The following is an 18,265-nucleotide window of genomic DNA, read 5'->3' on the forward strand; positions in this document are numbered from 1 at the left end:
GCTTTCGGGTCGGGTGCGGCTCACGCTAGCAAACGCTTCGCCTCCCGTCGCTCCTTGGCGCCCTCGACCAGGTAGTAGAGCGCGGGCAGCACGACGAGCGTGAGCAGCGTCGACGACACGAGCCCGCCGATCACGATGATCGCGAGCGGCTGCGAGATGAACCCGCCGGAGCCGGTCAGGCCCAGGCCGAGCGGGAGCAGCGCGAAGATCGTCGCGGCGGCCGTCATCAGGATGGGTCGAAGACGTCGCGAGGAGCCCTCGATGACCGCCTCCCTGGCTCGCATCCCCCGCTCGCGGTACTGGTTCACGAGATCGACGAGCACGATCGCGTTCGTCACGACGATTCCGATGAGCATGAGCACGCCGATGAGCGACGGCACCCCCAGCGGGATGTCGGCGATGAGCTGCAGGGCGATCGCGCCCGTCGCGGCGAACGGGATCGAGACGAGCAGCAGCAGCGGCTGACGGAGCGACTTGAACGTCGCGACCATGACGACGTAGACGATGAGGATCGCCGCGAGCAGGGCCAGCCCGAGCTGGCCGAACGCGTCGGCCTGCTGCGAGGTGACGCCCCCGAGCGAGGCGCTGGCACTGTCGGGAAGCTCGAGCTCGTCGATGGCGGCCTGCACGACGGCCGACGCCGAGCCGACGTCGTCCGTGCCGGGCGTGATCGTGATGGTGGCGCTGCGGGTGCCGCGGATCGTCGTGATCGATGCTGGGCCATCCTCCTGCTCGACGCTCGCGAGCTCGCTGAGCGGGAGGGGCCCCTGCGCGGTCGGGATGGGGAAGTCGCGGAGCTCCTGGACGGTGGTCGGGGCATCCGGGTTCGGGATGAAGATCGAGAGGTTGCGCTCGTCGATGACGACCGACCCGACGGACGCGGGGAACATCGCGGCGGTGACGATGCCGCCCACCGCGACCTCGCTCAGGCCGAGCTCGGCGGCGCGCGCCCGGTCGACCTGGATCGCGAGGTACGGCTGGGTGTCGGAGAGGTTGCTGCGCGCCTCGGCGGTGACGTCGAGCTCGCGCACCTCGTCGAGGACGGTCTGGGCGGCCTCCTCGAGATCGCTCTGGCCGACGGCCGTGATATCGACCTCGATGTCGGAGGAGGCGAAGCCGCCGCCGGCCGCCTGCACGCTCAGCTCGCCGGCGCCCTCGAGGCCCTCGATCGCCTCGCGCACGTCGGCCTGCAGCTGCGTCTGGTCGACGTCGGGGTCGGTCGTGATCGAGTAGGTGATGTCGCTGCCGCCGCCGAACACCGCGCGGATCGACGTGCCGTCGGAGCCGATCGACGCCTGCACGGTCTCGACGCCGTCGACGTCGGCGAGCGCGTCCTCCACGAGCGATGCGGCGTCGTCGAGCGTCTCGAGGCTCGCGCCGTTGTCGAGCGCCTGAGTGACGGTGAGCGTGTTCTGGCCCGAGTCGCCGATGAAGTTGGTCTTGAGGCCCGTCGCGAGGGCGCCCGTGCCGACGAGCACGAGGACGGCGAGCAGGAGCGTCGCGACCGGGCGGCGGAGGGTCCATCGGATGACCGGCAGGTAGCCGCGCTGAAGGCGGGTCGGGCGCGCTGACTCCTCCTCGATCGACACGGGCCGGGCATCCGCCCCCTCGGCGACCGCCGCGACGCTCTTCGGGGCCCTCAGGAACCAGTACGCCAGCACCGGGACGATCGTGAGCGAGACGAAGAGCGACGCGGCGAGCGCGATCGCCGTCGTGAGGGCGAACGGGCGGAAGAGCTCGCCCGTGATGTCGCCCACGAGAGCGAGGGGCAGGAAGACGGCGATCGTCGTGACGGTGGATGCCGTGATCGCCGTCGCGACCTCCTTGACGCCGACGAGGATGGCGGTCTTCCTGTCCTCGCCGAGGCCGAGATGCCTCTTGATGTTCTCGACGACCACGATCGAGTCGTCGACGACGCGGCCGATAGAGATCGTGAGCGCGCCGAGCGTGAGGATGTTGAGCGTGTAGCCGGAGGCCTGCATCCCGATGAAGGTCAGCAGGACCGAGGTCGGGATGGAGATCGCCGTCACGAGCGTCGAACGGATCGACAGCAGGAAGACGAGGATGACGATGACGGCGAAGAACAGGCCCAGCAGGCCCTCGGTCGCGAGCGACTCGATCGACTTCTCGATGAACGGGGCCTGGTCGAAGACGATCGTGAACTCGGTGCCGCTGCCGATCGAGTCGGCGAGCGCCGGCAGCGCCCCCTGCACGGCGCGCGAGACGTCGACGGTGTTGCCGGCCGGGGTCTTGGTGACGCCGAGCGTCAGGGCGTCCTCGCCGTTGACGCGCGAGTAGCTCGTCAGGGGGTCGCTCACGATCGCGACATCGGCGACATCAGCGATCGTCGTGATCGCGCCATCGGTGGGGGGCTCCGCGGCGAGGAGGGGGAGGGCGGCGAGCTCATCCGTGCTACCGATGCGGACTCCGGACAGGACGGCGAGCGTGCGGGCGTCCTCGGTGATCGTCCCTGCGGGCAGGAGCACCCCGTTCGCGTCGAGGGCGTCGGTGATGTCGGCGTTCGTGAGCCCGCGCGCGGCAAGAGCAGCGGCATCCGGCGTGATCGTCACGCGATCGCCCACCGCGCCCTGGATCGAGACCTCGCGGACCCCCTCGAGGTCGGTGAGGTCTGTGACCGCCTGCTCTTCGAGCGCCTCGGCGAGCTCACCGGGCTCGAGGTCGCTCGTGACCGCGATCTGGAGGACGGGGAAGTCGTCGATCGTACCGGTGAGCACTTGCGGGTCGACGTCGGCGGGCAGGTCGAGGCGATTGACGGCGAGCTGCACGCGCTGCTCGGCGCGCGAGATGTCGGTGCCGAAGGCGAACTGCGCCGTGACGACGGAGAAGCCCGTGCTCGAGGTGGCGTTGGAGGCCTCGAGCCCCGCGACGCCCTGGATGGCGGTCTCGATGGGCGTCGAGACGTCCTGCTCGACGATCGCGGGCGCGGCGCCCTGGTACTGCGTCAGCACGATGACCTGCGGGAAGCTGACCGAGGGGATGAGCTCCTGCTTCAGGCTCGTCAGCGCGATGCCGCCGAAGAGGCCGACCACGATCGTGATGAGCGCGATGAGGGCTCGGTTGCGAAGGCTGAACACCGACAGCAGATGCACGGAGGACTCCGGTCAGGAAGGTTCGCCGAACGCCGGCGCAGGGTGAGAACGCTGGCCAGCATCCCAGCGTTCTCTGTACGTTGGCAAAGCGAGGGATGCACGCGACCCTCGAATGTGACCGATCGGTCAGGATGCTCGGGCGACATCGCGCGCGATGCTCGAGCGACGCCGCGCGTCCCCCGATTTGTCCCGCAGGGCGCTTCAGGATGGACTGGGCGCATGACCACCGCCCGCCCCGACTCGAGGCGCATCGCCGTCCGCCGCTGGGGTCAGCTGCTGCTCGGGCTCTTTCTGTTCGGCGTGGCCGTCTCGCTCATGATCCGCGCCGAGATCGGCCTCGACCCCTGGACGGTATTCGCGCAGGGCCTGGAGAAGCAGACCGGCGTCTCGATCGGCGTCGTCGTGGTCCTCCTGGGGGCCGGAGTGCTGCTCCTGTGGATCCCGCTGCGGCAGCGCCCCGGCATCGGGACCGTCCTCAACGTGCTGCTCATCGGCCCGGTGATGGATCTCGTGCTGCCGCTCATCGCGACGCCCGAGCCGCTGTGGGGGCGCATCCTGCTCTTCGGCGGCGGACTGCTGCTGCTCTCGATCGCGACGGGCCTCTACATCGGCGCGCGCTTCGGGCCGGGCCCGCGCGACGGCCTCATGACGGGCGCCCACGCGCGGTTCGGCTGGGCGATCTGGAAGGTGCGCACGGGCGTCGAGCTCACCGTGCTCGCGATCGGCTGGCTGCTCGGCGGCACGGTCGGCGTCGGGACGGTCGCGTTCGCGCTGCTCATCGGGCCGATGGTCGGGCAGACGCTTCCGCGCCTGCGCGTGCCGGAGGCGGTCGACCCCGCGGGTGCGGGAACGGCGCCCGGGGCGACGGATGCCGACACGGATGAGGCGCCGACGGGCGGGTAGGCGGGCGAGCAAGACGGGGTTTGGCCTTCGGCGTCGTCACCGCTGATGCCCTCCTCAGCGGCCTGCACGACGACGCGAGCATCAGCACCGTGAGGGGCGACATCGTCGTCGACGGCGTCGTCGGCGACCTCCGGCTGCAGAACGTCAGCGGCGAGATCTCGGTGCGCGGCCACCACGGCGACGTCACCGCGCGCACCGTCGGCGGCGACGTCAGAGCGGCGACCTCACCGTGCGCCTCGACGCGGGCGCCCCCGCGCAGTACACGGTCAGCACCGTCGTCGGCACGCTGCAGCTCGACGACGCGCGCGCCACGGGCATCAAGGGCAGTACTCGAGCCGCTACGGCGAGCTCGCCGGCTCGTTCACCGAGGTGCGCGCGAGCGGCATCGCCGGCGACGTCTCGGTCGTGCACACCGAGCGCGCCGCGGCGGGCGCCTCGTGACGCCCGCCGTCTTCGGCCACGGACACCTCCGTCTCTATCTGCTGCACGTGCTCGCCGTGCAGCCCATGCACGGGTACGAGATCATCCAGGCGCTCAGCGACCGGTTCGGGGGCACCTACGTGCCCTCCGCCGGCACGGTCTACCCGCGCCTCGGCAAGCTCGAGGCCGACGGGCTCGTCTCGCGGCTCCCCGACGGGCGGCGCACGACCTACGCGCTCACCCCGGAGAGGCGCGCCGAGCTCGCCGCCCGGTCGGCCGAGCTGGACGAGATCGAGGCGGGAGTCGGCGACTCGGTGCGCCGGCTCGCGGACGAGGTGCGGGCATCCGTCGGCGAGGCGATGACGTCGCTGCGAGCGGAACTCGCCGCGGCGACGCGGGAGGCCCGCGACGAGGCGCGCGCGACCGGCCGCCGCGTCGACGAGAACGTCTCGGTCGTGCGCGGGGAGGGGCGCGAGCGCCTGCACCGCGCCGATCGGCGCTAGCTGGCGCGCGCCTGGACCTGCGCACCGAGCTGCGGCGGGCGACGCCCGCCTGACCGAGGAGGTCGTGGCTCTGCTCGAGAAGCGGCTGCGCGCGCTCGTCGACGATGTGCGGGCGGAGCTGCAGTGCTAGGTCGAGACCGAGCGCCCACGACAGCGCGTCGCCGAACCGGCGCGCTGCACGCCGATCGTGGCGAGCCGGTCCGGCGCTATCCCTTCTCGGCCCCCGCGGTCGTGTTCATGATGCGGCGCTGGAAGATGAAGAAGAGCACGGCGACCGGGATCGTCATGAGCACCGCGGCGGCGAGCTGCAGCGGGAACTGGTTGCCCGAGCCCAACTGACCGGATACGAGTGAGGCGACACCGGTCGTGAGCGTGTTCAGCTCGGGGCTCTGCCTCGAGACGATGAAGTGACCGAGCTCGTTCCACGAGCCCTGGAACGACAGGATGAACAGCGTCACGAGCGCCGGTCGCGCCATGGGGAGCACGATCGTCCAGAACACCCGGAAGGTGCTCGCGCCGTCGATGCGCGCGGCCTCCTCGATGCTCACGGGGATCGAGTCGAAGAACTGCTTCATGATGAACACCCCGGCCGCGGTCGACAGCAGCGGGATGATCATGCCGCCGTACGTGTCGTAGAGGCCGAGCTGCTGGAGGATCAGGAAGCGCGGGATGAGCAGCACGACGCCCGGCACCGACAGGATCGCGATGAAGGCGACGAAGACGACCGTCCGGCCGCGGAACTGAAGGCGTGACAGCGCGTACCCGGCGAGCGAGTCGAAGAAGACGCGACCCGTCGTCACGACGACCGAGATGAGCAGCGTGTTGCCCGCCCACTGCGGGAAGGGCACGTCGCCGAACAGCCGCTCGTACGCCGCGTAGGTGATCGTGTCCGGGATGAGCGACAGCGCGTTCTGCGTCGCCTCGGCGTCGGTCTTGAGCGAGGCCGAGATCGAGATCAGGAACGGGTAGATGTAGATGAGCGCGAGTCCGATGAGGATCAGGTAGCCGAGCAGGATGTTCGCGCGCGCCCGACCGCCGATCTGCTTCTTGCGGCGGAAGGGGCGCTCGGGGGTGCGGATGCTCGACCCGCTCTTCGTCCCGGTGGCGGGTGTCACGGCGGCGGTCATCGGAGCCCTCCGGAGGTCGAGTCGTTCGCGGCGATCTTCTCGGTCGCCGCGACGCGATTGCGCTTGCGCGGCGTGCGCTCCTTCAGCACCCAGCGCTGCACGAGCGTCAGCAGGATGATGAAGACGAAGAGGATGAAGGCGATGGCCGCGCCCTGGCCCCACTGCAGGTCGACGAACGAGCTGCGGTAGGCGAGGAAGGCCGGGGTCGAGATCGTGCCGCCGGCGCTGCCGCCGCCGATCACGTAGATCTGGTCGAACACCTGCCACGAGCCGATGAGGCCGAGGGTCAGGACGGTGAAGAGCGTCGGGCGGAGCATCGGCACCGTCACGGAGAAGAACTTCCGGAACGGCCCCGCTCCGTCCATGAGGGTCGCCTCGTCGATCTCGGAGCCGATGCTCTGCAGCGCGGCGAGGAAGAGCAGCATGAACGTTCCCGAGGTCGTGAAGATCGCGAGGATGATGAGCGAGGTCATCGCGACCGAGGGGCCGGCGAGCCACTCCCAGCCCGAGATGCCGAGGAATCCGGGCTCGGCGAGGGCCGGCGACGGAGAGTCGATGCCGAACGCCGAGAGCGCGCCATGCACGAGCCCGGTCGAGTCGTTGAACCAGTCGGGCCCGCGGATGCCGAGCGCGCCGATCGCGGCGTTGACCGCGCCGGAGGCGGTGAAGAGGAACTGGAAGACGACGACGATCGCGACGGTGCTCGTGACCGACGGGAAGTAGAAGGCGGTGCGGAAGAACCCGCGCCCGCGGAGGGCCGCCCGGTTCACCTGGATGGCGAGGAGCAGCGAGATGATCGTCTGCAGAGGAACGACGAGCAGAACGTAGTAGAGGTTGTTGCGCACGGCCGTGCCGAAGTTGCGCTGATCGAGGCCGTCCTCGACCGTGATCGCCGCGTAGTTCTCGAGCCCGACGAAGTTGACGCGCGGGTTGAGCGGCGACTGGAAGCCGTTCCAGTCGCTCATGCTGACCCAGAGCGCGAGCGCGATCGGGATCACCAGGAAGACAGCGGTGATGAACACGGCGGGGGCGATGAAGAGCCACCCCGCGCGGGCCTCGCCGCGGCGGATTCCTCCGCCGCGGCGAGGCCGTGGTGCGGCGTTGACGGCCACGGTGGTTATCCGTTCACCTCGTCGTAGGCGGCCTCGAGGTTGCCCTGGAGGGTTCCGAGAAGGCTCGCCGGCTCAGCACTGCCGATCGACTCGAGCTGGGTGTTGAAGTCGGCGAAGGCCGCGGCGGCGCCCTGGAAGGCGACCGGGCTCTCGGCGTACTCGACACCGGCGACGAAGGCCGAGTTGTCCGGGAACTGCTCGGCGTAGGCCGCCGCGCCCGACTCGGTCGACGGGATGACGCCGAAGGCCTCGGCGAACGCGAGCTGCTGCTCGTCGCTCGTCAGGAACTCGATGAGATCCATCGTGGCATCCTTGGTCTCCGAGCCGACCGGCATGCCCCAGCAGTTGCTGAAGGCGTAGGTCGACGGGCCGGCGGGACCGGCGGGCAGCTCGACGGAGACGAAGCGGCGCTCGGGGAAGTCGTTCTTCATGGCGCCGTTGATCCACGGGCCCTCGATGACCATCGCGGCCTTGCCGAGACCGAAGGCCTCACCGCCCCATCCGGCTTCGAGCTCCTGCGGGAACTTGAGCGAACCCGCCTCGATGAGCTCCTGCAGGTAGGCGAGCCCCGCCTGGTTCTCCTCGCTGTCGGCGGCGATCGAGTCGCCGTCGACGAGCGTGCCGCCGGCCTGGTTCATGAACACGCCGACTCGCGCGTACTCGCGGCCCATCGACAGGCCGACCTGCTCACCCGTGGTGAGCGTCTGCGCGACGGACGCGAGCTGGTCCCAGTCGGTGGGGATGTCGGCGTCGGTCAGACCGGCGGCCTCCCACGCGTCGAGGTTGATCTGCAGGCCGAGCGTCGAGAAGTCCTTCGGCGCGCAGTAGAACTCGCCGTCGTAGCTGAACTGCTCGGCGAGCGCCGGCAGGAAGTCGCCGGAGTTCTCGAGCTCGGACGCGTAGGGCTCGATGAAGCCCTGCGCCGCGTAGGTCTGGAACTGGTCCCACGGCATATAGAAGATGTCAGGCGGGTTGTTGCCCGAGAAGCCCTGACCCAGCTGCTGCACCAGGTCGTTCGCGGCGATGACCTCGACGGTGTTGCCGGTCTCCCCGCCCCACGCGTCGGCAGCGGCCTGCACGGCCGACGTCTCGGCGTCACCGGACGAGCCGATGAGCATGGTGAGCTCGAGGCCCTCCTCGACGGCGCCGCCGTCTCCGCCGCCGCCTTCCGAGCCGGCGGAGCAAGCCGTTAGAGTGACGGCGAGCGCGCCGGCCAGCCCGAGCGCACTCCATTGTGATGTCCTCACGATGATTCCTTTCGATGTGTGATTGCCGGAGCCTCAGGCGCCGGGATTGCCGTCGAGCGCGAGGTGGCTAGACCTGCGCTCGACGAGTCGAGGCACGAGGAGCCGGTGACCCGGCTCCTCGTCGCTGTCCGGATTCGGCCGCACGTCGTCGCCGTGCTCGCCGAACAGGAGCGTCAGTGCCGCCGCGACGACCTCGTCGAGGGGCTGCTCGATGCTCGAGAGCCCGACGGCGGCGGCGACCGGGGTGTTGTCGAAGCCCACGATGGGCAGTCGGGCGAGGCCAGCGGCCTGCGCGGCCATCGTCGCGCCGAGGGCGAGCGAGTCGCTCGCGCACACGATCGCGTCGGGCGGCTCGGGCAGCTCGAGCAGGGCCGCGGCGGCACGGCGGCCCTCGCTCACGCCGTCCTCGGTCGCGACGGCGAGGGTGATGCGATCGGCACCCTCGAGCCCGCACGACTCCTCCCACCCGGCGCGGCGCTCGTCGCCGGTTCCCGACGGGCTCGGCCAGCCGATCCAGGCGACCCGGCCGGCGCCGTTGGCGCGCAGGTGCTGCACCGCATCCCGAACGCCGGCTCGCCCGTCGACGTCGACCCACCGGTGATGCGGGTCGGGCGTCTCCGCCCCCCACGGGCGGCCGAACGACACGAAGGGCACGCGGTTCTCGACGAGCCACGCGATGCGTGAATCGCCGTGATCGGTGCCGATGAGAACGAAGGCGTCGACGTCGCTGCCGTCGCGCAGGCGGCGGATGTGCGCGAGCTCGTCCGCGTGGCCGTCCGCGGTGAAGATCATGACGCGCAGGTCGCGCGCATCGGCCTGCTCGGCGAGCTTGTGCACGAAGCGGTCGAGCACTGCTCCGGAGATGCCGTCGCGCAGCGGATCGAGGCGCACGCCGATCGTCGACGACTTGCGAGTGCGCAGTCGCCGGGCGGATGCGTGCGGCCGGTACCCGAGGCGATCGATCGCCTCCTGCACGCGCTGCCGCGTCGTCTCGCGCACGATCTCGGGCGAGTTGATGACGTTCGACACCGTCTGGCGCGAGACCTGGGCGGCGAGGGCGACGTCGTCGACTGTCGGCATCCGTCCCACCCGTGCCTCCTTTGGCCAAGCGTGCTGCGCTGCTCCCCTGCCGTTCGGCGAGGAATTGGATCGTTCATTTTGAACGTTCGAATTATTCGGTAGTGTGTCCGACACCGACAGCGGTGTCAAGCCCCGACGACGCCGCCCAGCACCAGCGACGGGAAGCTCACAGGACATGACCGCACCGCTCCAGCCCCTCCTCCACGACGCGCTCGTCGTGCTGCGCGCGCCGACACAGGTCTGGTCGGGGGCCGACGGCTCGCTCGGCTCCTCCGCGATCCACGGCGTGTACTTCTCCGACGTGCGTCTTGTCCGCGGTCTCCGCGTCCGCATCGGCGGGGCGGATGCCGAGCACCTGTCGACCGCGACGCCCACCGCCGACCGCGCCCTCCTGCACTCCCTGCTCCGGCACCTCGACGACCCGACCCCCGACCCCGGCGTGCGGCTCGAGATCGAGCGCGTCGCGACCACCGCGGGCTGGAGCGAGCGACTCACGGTCGTCAACCGACGCGACGTCGCCCTCGAGACCGCCCTCGAGATCGACATCGACCTCGACGCCCGCTCGCTCGACGAGATCAAGCAGGGCCACGGCGACCCGGTGGCCCTCGAGCCCGAGCTCGGCGACGGCTCCGTGGCCTGGGAGGGCGAGGGCGTGAGCGCGCGCCTGCGCGCCGGCGGGTTCGACGTCGAGCGCACGGCGACCGGCGTCCGCCTGCAGGCGGCGCTCGCGGTGCCCGCGCGCGGCTCGGCCACGCGCACCCTCGGCCTCGAGGCGCACGACAGCATCGGCGTCATCGGCGGAGCCGCTCAGCCCGTGCCGTGGAGCACGCCCGAGGTCGTCGCCCCCGACAGCCGCCTGACGCGCTGGGTCGAGCGGTCGCTCGCCGACCTCGACTGCCTGCGCATGACGACGGCGCAGCATCCCGATCGCCAGTTCCTCGCCGCGGGAGCCCCCTGGTTCTTCACGCTCTTCGGGCGCGACTCGCTGTGGGCCGCGCGCTTCCTCCTGCCGCTCGGCACCGACCTCGCGCGCGACACCCTGCACGTGCTCGCCGGGCTCCAGGGCACGGCGATCGTCGACGACACGGCCGAGGAACCGGGCAAGATCATGCATGAGCTGCGGCGTCAGACGCTCGTGATCGACGACGGCACCTCACTGCCGCCGCTCTACTACGGCACCGTCGACGCGACCGCGCTGTGGGTGTGCCTGCTGCACGACGCGTGGCGCTGGGGCATGGCCGACGACGAGGTGCGCGCGCTGCTGCCGGCCCTTCGCGGCGCCCTCTCCTGGATGCGCGACCACGGCGACGCCGACGGCGACGGGCTGCTCGAGTACGTCGACCGCTCGGGGCACGGCCTCGCCAACCAGGGCTGGAAGGACTCGGGCGATAGCGTGCAGTGGCGCGACGGCTCGCTCGCCGATGGACCGATCGCGCTGTGCGAGGTGCAGGCCTACGCGTATGAGGCGGCCGTGCATGGGGCGGAGCTCCTCGAGGCGCTCGACGAGGGCGCCGACGCCGACGAAGCGACCGAGTGGCGGGCATGGGCCGAGCGGCTCAAGACCCGCTTCCACGAGAGCTTCTGGGTGCACGACCCGGCGGGCGCCTACCCGGCGATCGCCCTCGACGCCGCCAAGCGCCGCGTCGACACGGTGACCTCCAACCTCGGGCACCTGCTCGGCACGGGCCTGCTCGATGCCGAGCAGTCGGAGCTCGTCGCGCGTCGCCTCGGCTCGCCCGCGATGAGCTCGGGCTACGGTCTGCGCACCATGTCGACGGAGTCGAGCGGGTACTGGCCGCTGAGCTACCACGGCGGCTCGGTCTGGACCCACGACACGGCGATCGCCGTGCTCGGCCTCGCCCGCGACGGCCACGAGACCGTCGCCGCCCAGCTCATCGACGGGCTGCTCGCTGCCGCGGAGGGCTTCGACTACCGGGTGCCCGAGCTGCACAGCGGCGACGCGCGCGCCGAGGTCGGAGTGCCGGTGCCGTATCCGGCCGCGTGCCGCCCGCAGGCGTGGTCGGCGGCGTCGGCCGTCGCGGTGCTCTCGGCGGCGCTGCGCCTGAGCCCGGATGCCCGTGGCGGCGCGATCGCGCACGCCCCGCTCCCCGGCTTCGAGGGCCTCCGCGTCGCGGGACTCCGCCTCGGCACGGCCTCCCACGACGTCGGCTGACCGCGCGCTCCCCGCCCGCCGCCCCGCCACCCCGCCACGCGTCCCCCGCTCCCCGCGAAGTTCGTAAGGCGCGGGTTTGGCGACAGGGCGCCACATCGATCTCGCGCCCTGTCAGCGAACCTGCGCCTCCTCAGCGCGCGACACCTCCTCGCGCGGTGTCTCGGCGCACGTCGCTCCGAGGTGCGGCGTGCAATGGGAGTGCGGCTTGCTCCCTGCGGTGTTCACGCCCCGTCTGTCCCGCCCTCGGTGACCTCGACATCGACTTCCGCGGAAGCACGCGGGTCGCGCGTCCGATCGAGGGCGGCCAGGACTGGTCCGCCGCCGGCGGGCTCTCGTTCTGAGTGCGCAGCACGAAGGCCAACCAGCGCATCACGGTCGGCATCGCCGACAACGGTGCGCGGGACGCCGGACCGGACAGCTGGGGCGAGGTCTGGAGCGATGACTTCGACGGCGCCGCCGGCGAGTCCGCCGACCCCGACAACTGGACGTACGAGACCGGCGGTTGGGGCTGGGGCAACGACGAGCTCCAGTACTACACCGACTCGACCGACAACGCCGCGCTCGACGGCGAGGGCAACCTCGTCATCACGGTGAAGGAGATCGACCCGGCCACGACCGACCTCGAGTGCTGGTACGGCCAGTGCGAGTACAGCTCGGCCCGACTCATCGGAGCGGGGCAGCCTTCGGGTCGCCCCGCTTCGCTGTGCGCCTGCGGTGCGGATGCCCGCCTCAGTCGCCGTCGCCGCCGCGCGCGCCGCTCGCGCTGCCGCCCTCGCCTCCGGCACCGTTCGGCGCGTCCGCGTCGGCGTCGGTCGGGGTGGGATGCCCGCCGTCGTCGTCGGCGCCCGTCCAGCTGTCGCGTCCGCCGCTCAGCCGCTCGGCCTCCTGCTGCGCGCGGCGCTGCGCGAGAGCGTCGCGCGTGGGCTTGCGCAGCGCGCGGAAGAACAGCAGGCCGATGACGAGGATGATGACGGCCATCACGATCGGCGTCACGATCAGTACGAGCCACAGCAAGTCGATGTCCACGGCTCCACCCTGGCACCTGCGCGGTCCGTGCGCCGCTATCGACCCATGCGGCTGAGCACCGCGACCACCTGTCGCGCGATGTTGCGGCCGGCGCGCGCGGCGCCGATCGTCGAGGCCGAGGGGCCGTAGCCGGCGAAGAAGATCCGCGGGTCGCGCTCGGAGTGGTGGCTCGCGACCGTCACGCCGCCCTCGCGCTCGCGCAGCCGCAACGGGGCGAGGTGGCGCAGCTCGGGCCGGAATCCGGTCGCCCAGACGATCGCCGAGGCGGGACTGAACGAGTCGTCCTCCCAGCGCACGCCGTCGGGCTCGATGCGCTGGATGACCCCGCGCGAGCTGAGCACCCCGCGATCGAGCGCGGCCTGGATCCGGCGGGTGCGCGGCACGCCCGTTCCCGAGACGATGGAGGGGAGCGCACGGCCCGCCCTCGCGGCCTCGTCCTGCATTGCCACCGCCGCCACGGCATCCTCGAGATTGAGGCTCGGGCCGTCGATGAACTGCGTCTCGCGCCGCGTCGACCAGGCGATCGAGCGGGCGACGTTCTCGAGCTCGATGATGAATCCGATCGCGCTCGTGCCGCCGCCGACGACGATGACGTCCTGGTCGGCGAAGTCGCTCGCTGCCGCATAATCGGCCGTGTGCACGTGCCGACCGGCGAAGTCGCGCAGGCCCGGGTACCAGGGGACGAAGGGCGCGCCCCACGTGCCGGTCGCGTTGACGACGGTCGAGCCGAGCAGCTCGAGGTCGCCGCCCTCCGTGCTGATCCGGACGAGCAGAGGCCCGCCGGTGTCGGTCACGCGGGTGACGGTCGCCGGGCGCACGACCTTGAGGTCGTAGTGCTCCTCGTAGCGGCGGTAGTAATCCATGACGACCTCGCGCGCGGGGGTGTCACGATCGGCGGTGCCGAAGCTGATGCCGAGCTCGTCCATGCCGGGCAGATCGTTGACGCGGTGCGCCGAGCCGAGTCGCAGCGAGGCCCACCGATGCTGCCAGGCGCCGCCCGTCGCGGGGCCGCGATCGAGGAGCACGAACTCCTCGCCGGCCTCGAGCCCGAGCCGCTGCAGATAGTAGGCGGCCGAGAGCCCGGCCTGACCGGCGCCGATGACCACGCACTTCGTCGCGAGGGCGGATTCGGTCACGCATAGAGGCTAGTCGTTCGCTCCCAGCGAGCGGCTCGAGCGACGCTCGCGAAGGGGCCTGCATGGTAGACTGAGCTCCAGTTTTTCCACCGTTCCCGATTCGGCGTTCCCGGGATTTCCGACAGTCCTGAGTCGACACACTTGTGAGGGGGTCACGCATGGGGCGCGGTCGTCAGAAGGCGAAGCACACCAAGGTGGCACGCGAGCTGAAGTACTTCACTCCCGACACCAACCTGAGCGCTCTCGAGCGCGAGCTCGCAGCGAAGGCCGCGGCGGAGGATGCGTACGTCGACAAGTGGGCCGACGACGAGGACGACGACGAGGTGGACGAGGCCGACGCCTACGGTCTGCCGAGCGAGGCTCCGCGCACCGCGTAGCTCCTCCCCACTTCGACCGAGCCCGCCACCGCTGAGCCTGACCTCGCGAGGGCGGGCTCGTCGCATGTCCGGGCGGCGTGCGCCGCGATCGAGGGCCGCGGATGCGCGGTGCGCGCCGGCGCGCCCGCCCCTTCCGGGCATCCGCCCCCGGGTCTAGCGTGGGCGTCATGCCGTTCGATCTCGAGGATCTCTACCGCGACCTGCATTCCCACCCCGAGCTGTCGTTCGCCGAGACCCGCACCGCAGGTCTAGCCGCAGCGCGTCTGCGCGAGCTGGGCCTCGACGTCACGGAGGGCGTGGGCCGCACGGGCGTCGTCGGCGTGCTCGCCAACGGCGCCGGCCCGGTCGTGCATCTGCGCGCCGACATGGACGCGCTGCCCGTGACCGAGGCGACCGGCCTCGACTACGCGAGCACGCAGCGGGCCGTGGGGCCCGACGGCGTCGAGGTCGGCGTCATGCACGCGTGCGGCCACGACATGCACGTCACGTGGCTGCTCGGGGCGCTCGAGCGGCTCGTGGCGACGCGCGATCGGTGGTCGGGCACGGTCGTCGCGGTGTTCCAGCCGGCGGAGGAGACGATCGGCGGCGCGCGCGAGATGGTCGCCGACGGGCTCGTCGACCGGTTCCCGCACGCGGACGTCGTGCTCGGCCAGCACCTCGCGCCGCTGCCGGCGGGCGTCGCGAGCGTCACGAGCGGCCCCGCGATGGCGGGGGCCGACACCCTCACGATCACGATGCACGGTCGCGGCGGGCACGGATCGCGCCCGCAGTCGACGATCGACCCCGTGCTCGCCGCCGCCTCCGCGGTCGTGCGTCTGCAGTCGATCGTCTCGCGCGAGGTCGCGCCCGGCGCGCTCGCCGTCGTCACCGTCGGCTCACTGCACGCGGGTACGAAGAGCAACATCATCCCCGCCGAGGCGACGATGGGCGTGAGCGTGCGCTCGGTCGACGCGGATGTCCGCGCGACGCTGCTGGACGGCATCCGCCGCATCGTGGCGGCCGAGGCGACCGCGAGCGGCATGACGGAGCCTCCGACCGTGGTGGTCGACGAGACCGTCGCCGCGACCGTCAACGACCCCGAGGCGACCGCGCGCGTGCGGGCCGCGCTCGAGACTCGGTTCGGCGCCGAGCGCGTCATCGACATCGGAACGCTCACGGGCAGCGAGGACGTCCACGAGCTCGCGACCGCGGCCGGAGCGCCGCTCGTCTACTGGTTCGTCGGCGGCGTCGACCCGGAGACCTTCTCCCGGGCGGCCGCGGCGGGCCGCGTCGAGCAGGAGATCCCGACGAACCACTCCCCGTTCTTCGCGCCCGTGCTGCACCCGACGATCGAGCACGGCGTGGAGACGCTCGTGACGGCGGCGATGGAGTGGGTCGGGCGGCGCTAGTTCGCGTAGGCGCCGACGAGGCGCACTGCCCCGCCGTCGACGCCCTTTGCGCCCTGCTCGAAGCCTGCGAGATCGCGCGCGTGCGTCGACACCGCACCTGCCACCCACGACGGGATGCCCCGCGATTCGAGGGCGCGGATCACGGTCGACGCGCTGTCGTGCGCGACGACCGCGAGCATCCCGATGCCCAGATTCCACGTGCCCTCGGTCGATTCGAGGGTGTCGCCCGCGAGGTCGGCGAGCACGCGGAAGACGGGCGTCGGGCTCCAGGAGGCGCGATCGAGCTCGACCCAGCTGCCGACGGGGAGGACGCGCGCGAGGTTCGCGGCGATGCCGCCGCCCGTGACGTGGCTGAGGGCGTGGACGGCTCCGGGCAGCTCGGCGAGCACGTCGAGCAGGGGCGCGGTGTAGAGGCGGGTCGGCTCGAGCAGGGTCTTGCCGACTGTGCCGCCGAGCTCGGCGAGGTCGTCGTGGTAGCCGATGCCGCGCTTCGCGAGGATGTGCCGCACGAGCGAGAATCCGTTGGAGTGCAGGCCCGAGCTCGCCATCGCGATGACGAGGTCGCCGTGCTGCACGCGCTCCGGGCCGAGGACCTCGTCGGCCTCGACGACGCCCACCGCGGCGCCCGCCACGTCGTAGTCGTCGACGCCCAGAAGTCCCGGGTGCTCGGCGGTCTCGCCGCCGACGAGCGCGGTGCCGGTCGCGGTGCAGGCCTCGGCGATGCCGCGCACGATGTCAGCGATGCGCTGCGGGTGCACCTTGCCGCACGCGATGTAGTCGGTCATGAACAGGGGCTTCGCGCCGACGACGATGATGTCGTCGACGACCATCGCGACGAGATCCTGACCGATCGTGTCGTGGATGTCGAGGGCCTGCGCGATCGCGACCTTCGTCCCGACGCCGTCGGTGCTCGTCGCGAGCAGCGGCTTGCGGTAGGCGGTGAGGGCGGAGGCATCCCACAGGCCGGCGAATCCGCCGACACCGCCGAGCACCTGGGGCCCGTGGGTCGCGCCGACGGCGGACTTCATGAGCTCGACCGCCAGGTCGCCCGCGGCGGTGTCGACTCCGGCAGCGGCGTAGCTCGATGCGTTCCCTGTCACCCGCTCAGGCTACCGGCCGCGGCGCGCGCGGATGAGCACGTATGTCAGACTGGAACCGGCCCGATCGGGCCGTTCCACCACCCCTTTGGGAGCTCGCTCGCGCATGTGCGGCATCGTCGGAGTCGTCTCGTCCAGCCCCGTCAACCAGCAGGTCTACGACGCGCTGTCGCTGCTGCAGCACCGCGGACAGGACTCGACCGGCATCGCCACCGCCGAGGGCCGCGTGATGCACATCCAGAAGGCGAAGGGGCAGGTGCGCGAGGCGTACCGCACGCGCGACATGCGCTCGCTGCTCGGCACGATGGGCCTCGGCCACGTGCGCTACGCGACCCGCGGCTCGGCCTCGAGCGAGGAGGAGGCGCAGCCGTTCTACGTGAACGCGCCGTACGGCATCATCCTCGTCCACAACGGCAACCTCACGAACACGCGCGAGCTCACGCGCGAGCTGCACGAGATCGACCGCCGCCACCTCAACACGAACTCCGACACCGAGCTGCTCGTCAACGTGCTCGCCCACGAGCTGCAGCAGCAGGTCACGGGCGACGACCTCGACCCCGACCAGCTATTCGCGGCGATCACGCGCCTGCACGAGCGCGTCGAGGGCTCGTACGCGGCGATCGCCCTCATCGCCGGCCACGGCCTGCTGGCCTTCCGCGATCCGTTCGGCATCCGGCCGCTCGTGCTCGGCCGCCGATCGACGGGGCTCGTGGGCGACGAGTGGGTCGTCGCGAGCGAGTCGCTCGTGCTCGAGCACGGCGGCTACGAGATCGTCCGCGACCTCGCCCCCGGCGAGGCGGTCTTCATCTCGATGAGCGGCGAGATGGTCTCGAAGCAGTGCGCGGCGAACCCGCGCCTGATCCCGTGCTCGTTCGAGTACGTCTATCTCGCGCGCCCCGACTCGATCATGAACGGCATCTCGGTGTACGAGGCGCGACTGCGGCTCGGCGACCGGCTCGCGACGACCATCCAGCGTCACGCCCCCGCGGGCGACATCGACGTCGTCATGCCGATCCCCGACTCCTCCCGCCCCGCGGCGATGCAAGTCGCGCAGAAGCTCGGAATCGAGTACCGCGAGGGCTTCTACAAGAACCGTTACATCGGCCGGACGTTCATCATGCCGGGGCAGGCGGAGCGCAAGAAGAGCGTCAAGCAGAAGCTCAACGCGATGTCGAGCGAGTTCCAGGGCAAGAGCATCCTGATCGTCGACGACTCGATCGTGCGCGGCACAACGTCGAAGGAGATCGTCGAGATGGCGCGGCAGGCGGGCGCGGCGAAGGTCACGTTCACGTCGGCCGCTCCGCCGGTGCGCTACCCGCACGTGTACGGCATCAACATGCCGACCTCGCGCGAGCTCATCGCGCACGGTCGCAAGATCCCCGAGATCGCGCAGGAGCTCGCGGCGGACGCCCTCATCTACCAGGAGGTCGCCGACATGGAGTCGGCAATCCTCGAGGGCACCGACATCGAGGGGCTCGAGATGAGCTGCTTCACGGGCGAGTACGTCACCGGCACCGTGTCACCCGAGTACCTCGACTGGGTCGAGCGGAACCAGAACAGCTGAGC

The 18,265-nt window shown here is 71.2% G+C and carries 15 protein-coding genes; 6 read left to right on the forward strand and 9 right to left on the reverse strand.

Going from position 1 to position 18,265, the window contains the following annotated elements:
* Window positions 1–20: 20 nt before the first annotated feature.
* Entirely contained in the window at window positions 21–3,110 is a 3,090-nt protein-coding gene (locus FHX53_RS09830; protein WP_182491182.1) for an efflux RND transporter permease subunit, read from the reverse strand.
* A gap of 219 nt (window positions 3,111–3,329) precedes the next feature.
* Here FHX53_RS09830 and yczE point away from each other — a divergent pair, with 219 nt between their 5' ends.
* Both yczE and FHX53_RS13670 read left to right on the forward strand, forming a co-directional pair.
* Window positions 3,330–4,013: a membrane protein YczE gene (gene yczE / locus FHX53_RS09835; RefSeq protein ID WP_182491183.1), complete on the forward strand. Its 684-nt coding sequence runs from the start codon at window positions 3,330–3,332 to the stop codon at window positions 4,011–4,013.
* 20 nt (window positions 4,014–4,033) lie between these two features.
* Window positions 4,034–4,936 (forward strand): PadR family transcriptional regulator, encoded by a 903-nt coding sequence (locus tag FHX53_RS13670; RefSeq protein ID WP_246335636.1) that lies wholly within the window; start codon window positions 4,034–4,036, stop codon window positions 4,934–4,936.
* Between the two features lie 206 nt (window positions 4,937–5,142).
* Here the strand turns inward: FHX53_RS13670 and FHX53_RS09845 are convergent, their stop codons facing one another.
* The 4 genes from FHX53_RS09845 to FHX53_RS09860 are packed head-to-tail and all read right to left on the reverse strand — an operon-like array spanning window position 5,143 to window position 9,502.
* The gene (locus tag FHX53_RS09845; RefSeq protein WP_182491184.1) at window positions 5,143–6,063 is read right to left on the reverse strand and encodes a carbohydrate ABC transporter permease; all 921 of its coding nucleotides are present in this window, start codon (window positions 6,061–6,063) and stop codon (window positions 5,143–5,145) included.
* Window positions 6,060–7,175, reverse strand: a complete 1,116-nt coding sequence (locus FHX53_RS09850) for an ABC transporter permease subunit (RefSeq protein WP_182491185.1) — start codon at window positions 7,173–7,175, stop codon at window positions 6,060–6,062. Before FHX53_RS09850 ends, FHX53_RS09845 begins: the two co-directional genes overlap by 4 nt.
* A 5-nt stretch (window positions 7,176–7,180) precedes the next feature.
* On the reverse strand, window positions 7,181–8,422 hold the full coding sequence (locus FHX53_RS09855; RefSeq protein ID WP_182491186.1) for an extracellular solute-binding protein: 1,242 nt from the start codon (window positions 8,420–8,422) through the stop codon (window positions 7,181–7,183).
* A gap of 33 nt (window positions 8,423–8,455) precedes the next feature.
* On the reverse strand, window positions 8,456–9,502 hold the full coding sequence (locus FHX53_RS09860) for a LacI family DNA-binding transcriptional regulator (RefSeq protein WP_220476365.1): 1,047 nt from the start codon (window positions 9,500–9,502) through the stop codon (window positions 8,456–8,458).
* A 175-nt stretch (window positions 9,503–9,677) separates the two neighbouring features.
* On the opposite strand from FHX53_RS09860, the gene FHX53_RS09865 reads away from it, so the two are divergent.
* On the forward strand, window positions 9,678–11,675 hold the full coding sequence (locus FHX53_RS09865; RefSeq protein WP_182491188.1) for a glycogen debranching N-terminal domain-containing protein: 1,998 nt from the start codon (window positions 9,678–9,680) through the stop codon (window positions 11,673–11,675).
* A 532-nt stretch (window positions 11,676–12,207) separates the two neighbouring features.
* On the opposite strand, the gene FHX53_RS13870 is transcribed toward FHX53_RS09865, so the two are convergent.
* The 3 genes from FHX53_RS13870 to FHX53_RS09875 form a co-directional block, all read right to left on the reverse strand.
* Window positions 12,208–12,342, reverse strand: coding sequence for a hypothetical protein (locus tag FHX53_RS13870; protein ID WP_281364394.1), 135 nt, complete (start codon window positions 12,340–12,342; stop codon window positions 12,208–12,210).
* Window positions 12,343–12,404: 62 nt separating this feature from the next.
* Complete coding sequence (locus FHX53_RS09870; protein ID WP_182491189.1) at window positions 12,405–12,701, reverse strand: hypothetical protein; 297 nt, start codon at window positions 12,699–12,701, stop codon at window positions 12,405–12,407.
* 35 nt (window positions 12,702–12,736) lie between these two features.
* Window positions 12,737–13,837 carry an NAD(P)-binding domain-containing protein gene (locus tag FHX53_RS09875; RefSeq protein WP_182491190.1) on the reverse strand — a complete coding sequence of 367 codons (1,101 nt, stop codon included), beginning with the start codon at window positions 13,835–13,837 and terminating at the stop codon, window positions 12,737–12,739.
* Window positions 13,838–13,995: 158 nt separating this feature from the next.
* Between FHX53_RS09875 and FHX53_RS09880 the strand changes: the two genes are divergently transcribed.
* Entirely contained in the window at window positions 13,996–14,214 is a 219-nt protein-coding gene (locus FHX53_RS09880; RefSeq protein WP_182491191.1) for a DUF3073 domain-containing protein, read from the forward strand.
* Between the two features lie 167 nt (window positions 14,215–14,381).
* The gene (locus tag FHX53_RS09885) at window positions 14,382–15,602 is read left to right on the forward strand and encodes an amidohydrolase (RefSeq protein WP_182491192.1); all 1,221 of its coding nucleotides are present in this window, start codon (window positions 14,382–14,384) and stop codon (window positions 15,600–15,602) included.
* Here the strand turns inward: FHX53_RS09885 and purM are convergent.
* On the reverse strand, window positions 15,599–16,702 hold the full coding sequence (gene purM, locus FHX53_RS09890) for a phosphoribosylformylglycinamidine cyclo-ligase (RefSeq protein WP_182491193.1): 1,104 nt from the start codon (window positions 16,700–16,702) through the stop codon (window positions 15,599–15,601). The genes FHX53_RS09885 and purM overlap by 4 nt on opposite strands.
* Window positions 16,703–16,805: 103 nt before the next feature.
* Here purM and purF point away from each other — a divergent pair, with 103 nt between their 5' ends.
* Window positions 16,806–18,263, forward strand: coding sequence for an amidophosphoribosyltransferase (gene purF, locus FHX53_RS09895; RefSeq protein WP_182491194.1), 1,458 nt, complete (start codon window positions 16,806–16,808; stop codon window positions 18,261–18,263).
* The last annotated feature ends 2 nt before the right edge of the window (window positions 18,264–18,265 follow it).

This window comes from Microcella alkalica (genome assembly GCF_014137945.1).
Lineage (GTDB): Bacteria > Actinomycetota > Actinomycetes > Actinomycetales > Microbacteriaceae > Microcella > Microcella alkalica.

What these genes read in the sequence shown, in the direction of transcription:
- purF (WP_182491194.1), top strand. Translation starts at nt 16,806, where the DNA reads ATGTGCGGCATCGTCGGAGTCGTCTCGTCCAGCCCCGTCAACCAGCAG.
- FHX53_RS09865 (WP_182491188.1), top strand. Translation starts at nt 9,678, where the DNA reads ATGACCGCACCGCTCCAGCCCCTCCTCCACGACGCGCTCGTCGTGCTG.
- yczE (WP_182491183.1), top strand. Translation starts at nt 3,330, where the DNA reads ATGACCACCGCCCGCCCCGACTCGAGGCGCATCGCCGTCCGCCGCTGG.
- FHX53_RS09885 (WP_182491192.1), top strand. Translation starts at nt 14,382, where the DNA reads ATGCCGTTCGATCTCGAGGATCTCTACCGCGACCTGCATTCCCACCCC.
- FHX53_RS09845 (WP_182491184.1), bottom strand. Translation starts at nt 6,063, where the DNA reads ATGACCGCCGCCGTGACACCCGCCACCGGGACGAAGAGCGGGTCGAGC.
- FHX53_RS09860 (WP_220476365.1), bottom strand. Translation starts at nt 9,502, where the DNA reads ATGCCGACAGTCGACGACGTCGCCCTCGCCGCCCAGGTCTCGCGCCAG.
- FHX53_RS13870 (WP_281364394.1), bottom strand. Translation starts at nt 12,342, where the DNA reads ATGAGTCGGGCCGAGCTGTACTCGCACTGGCCGTACCAGCACTCGAGG.
- FHX53_RS09880 (WP_182491191.1), top strand. Translation starts at nt 13,996, where the DNA reads ATGGGGCGCGGTCGTCAGAAGGCGAAGCACACCAAGGTGGCACGCGAG.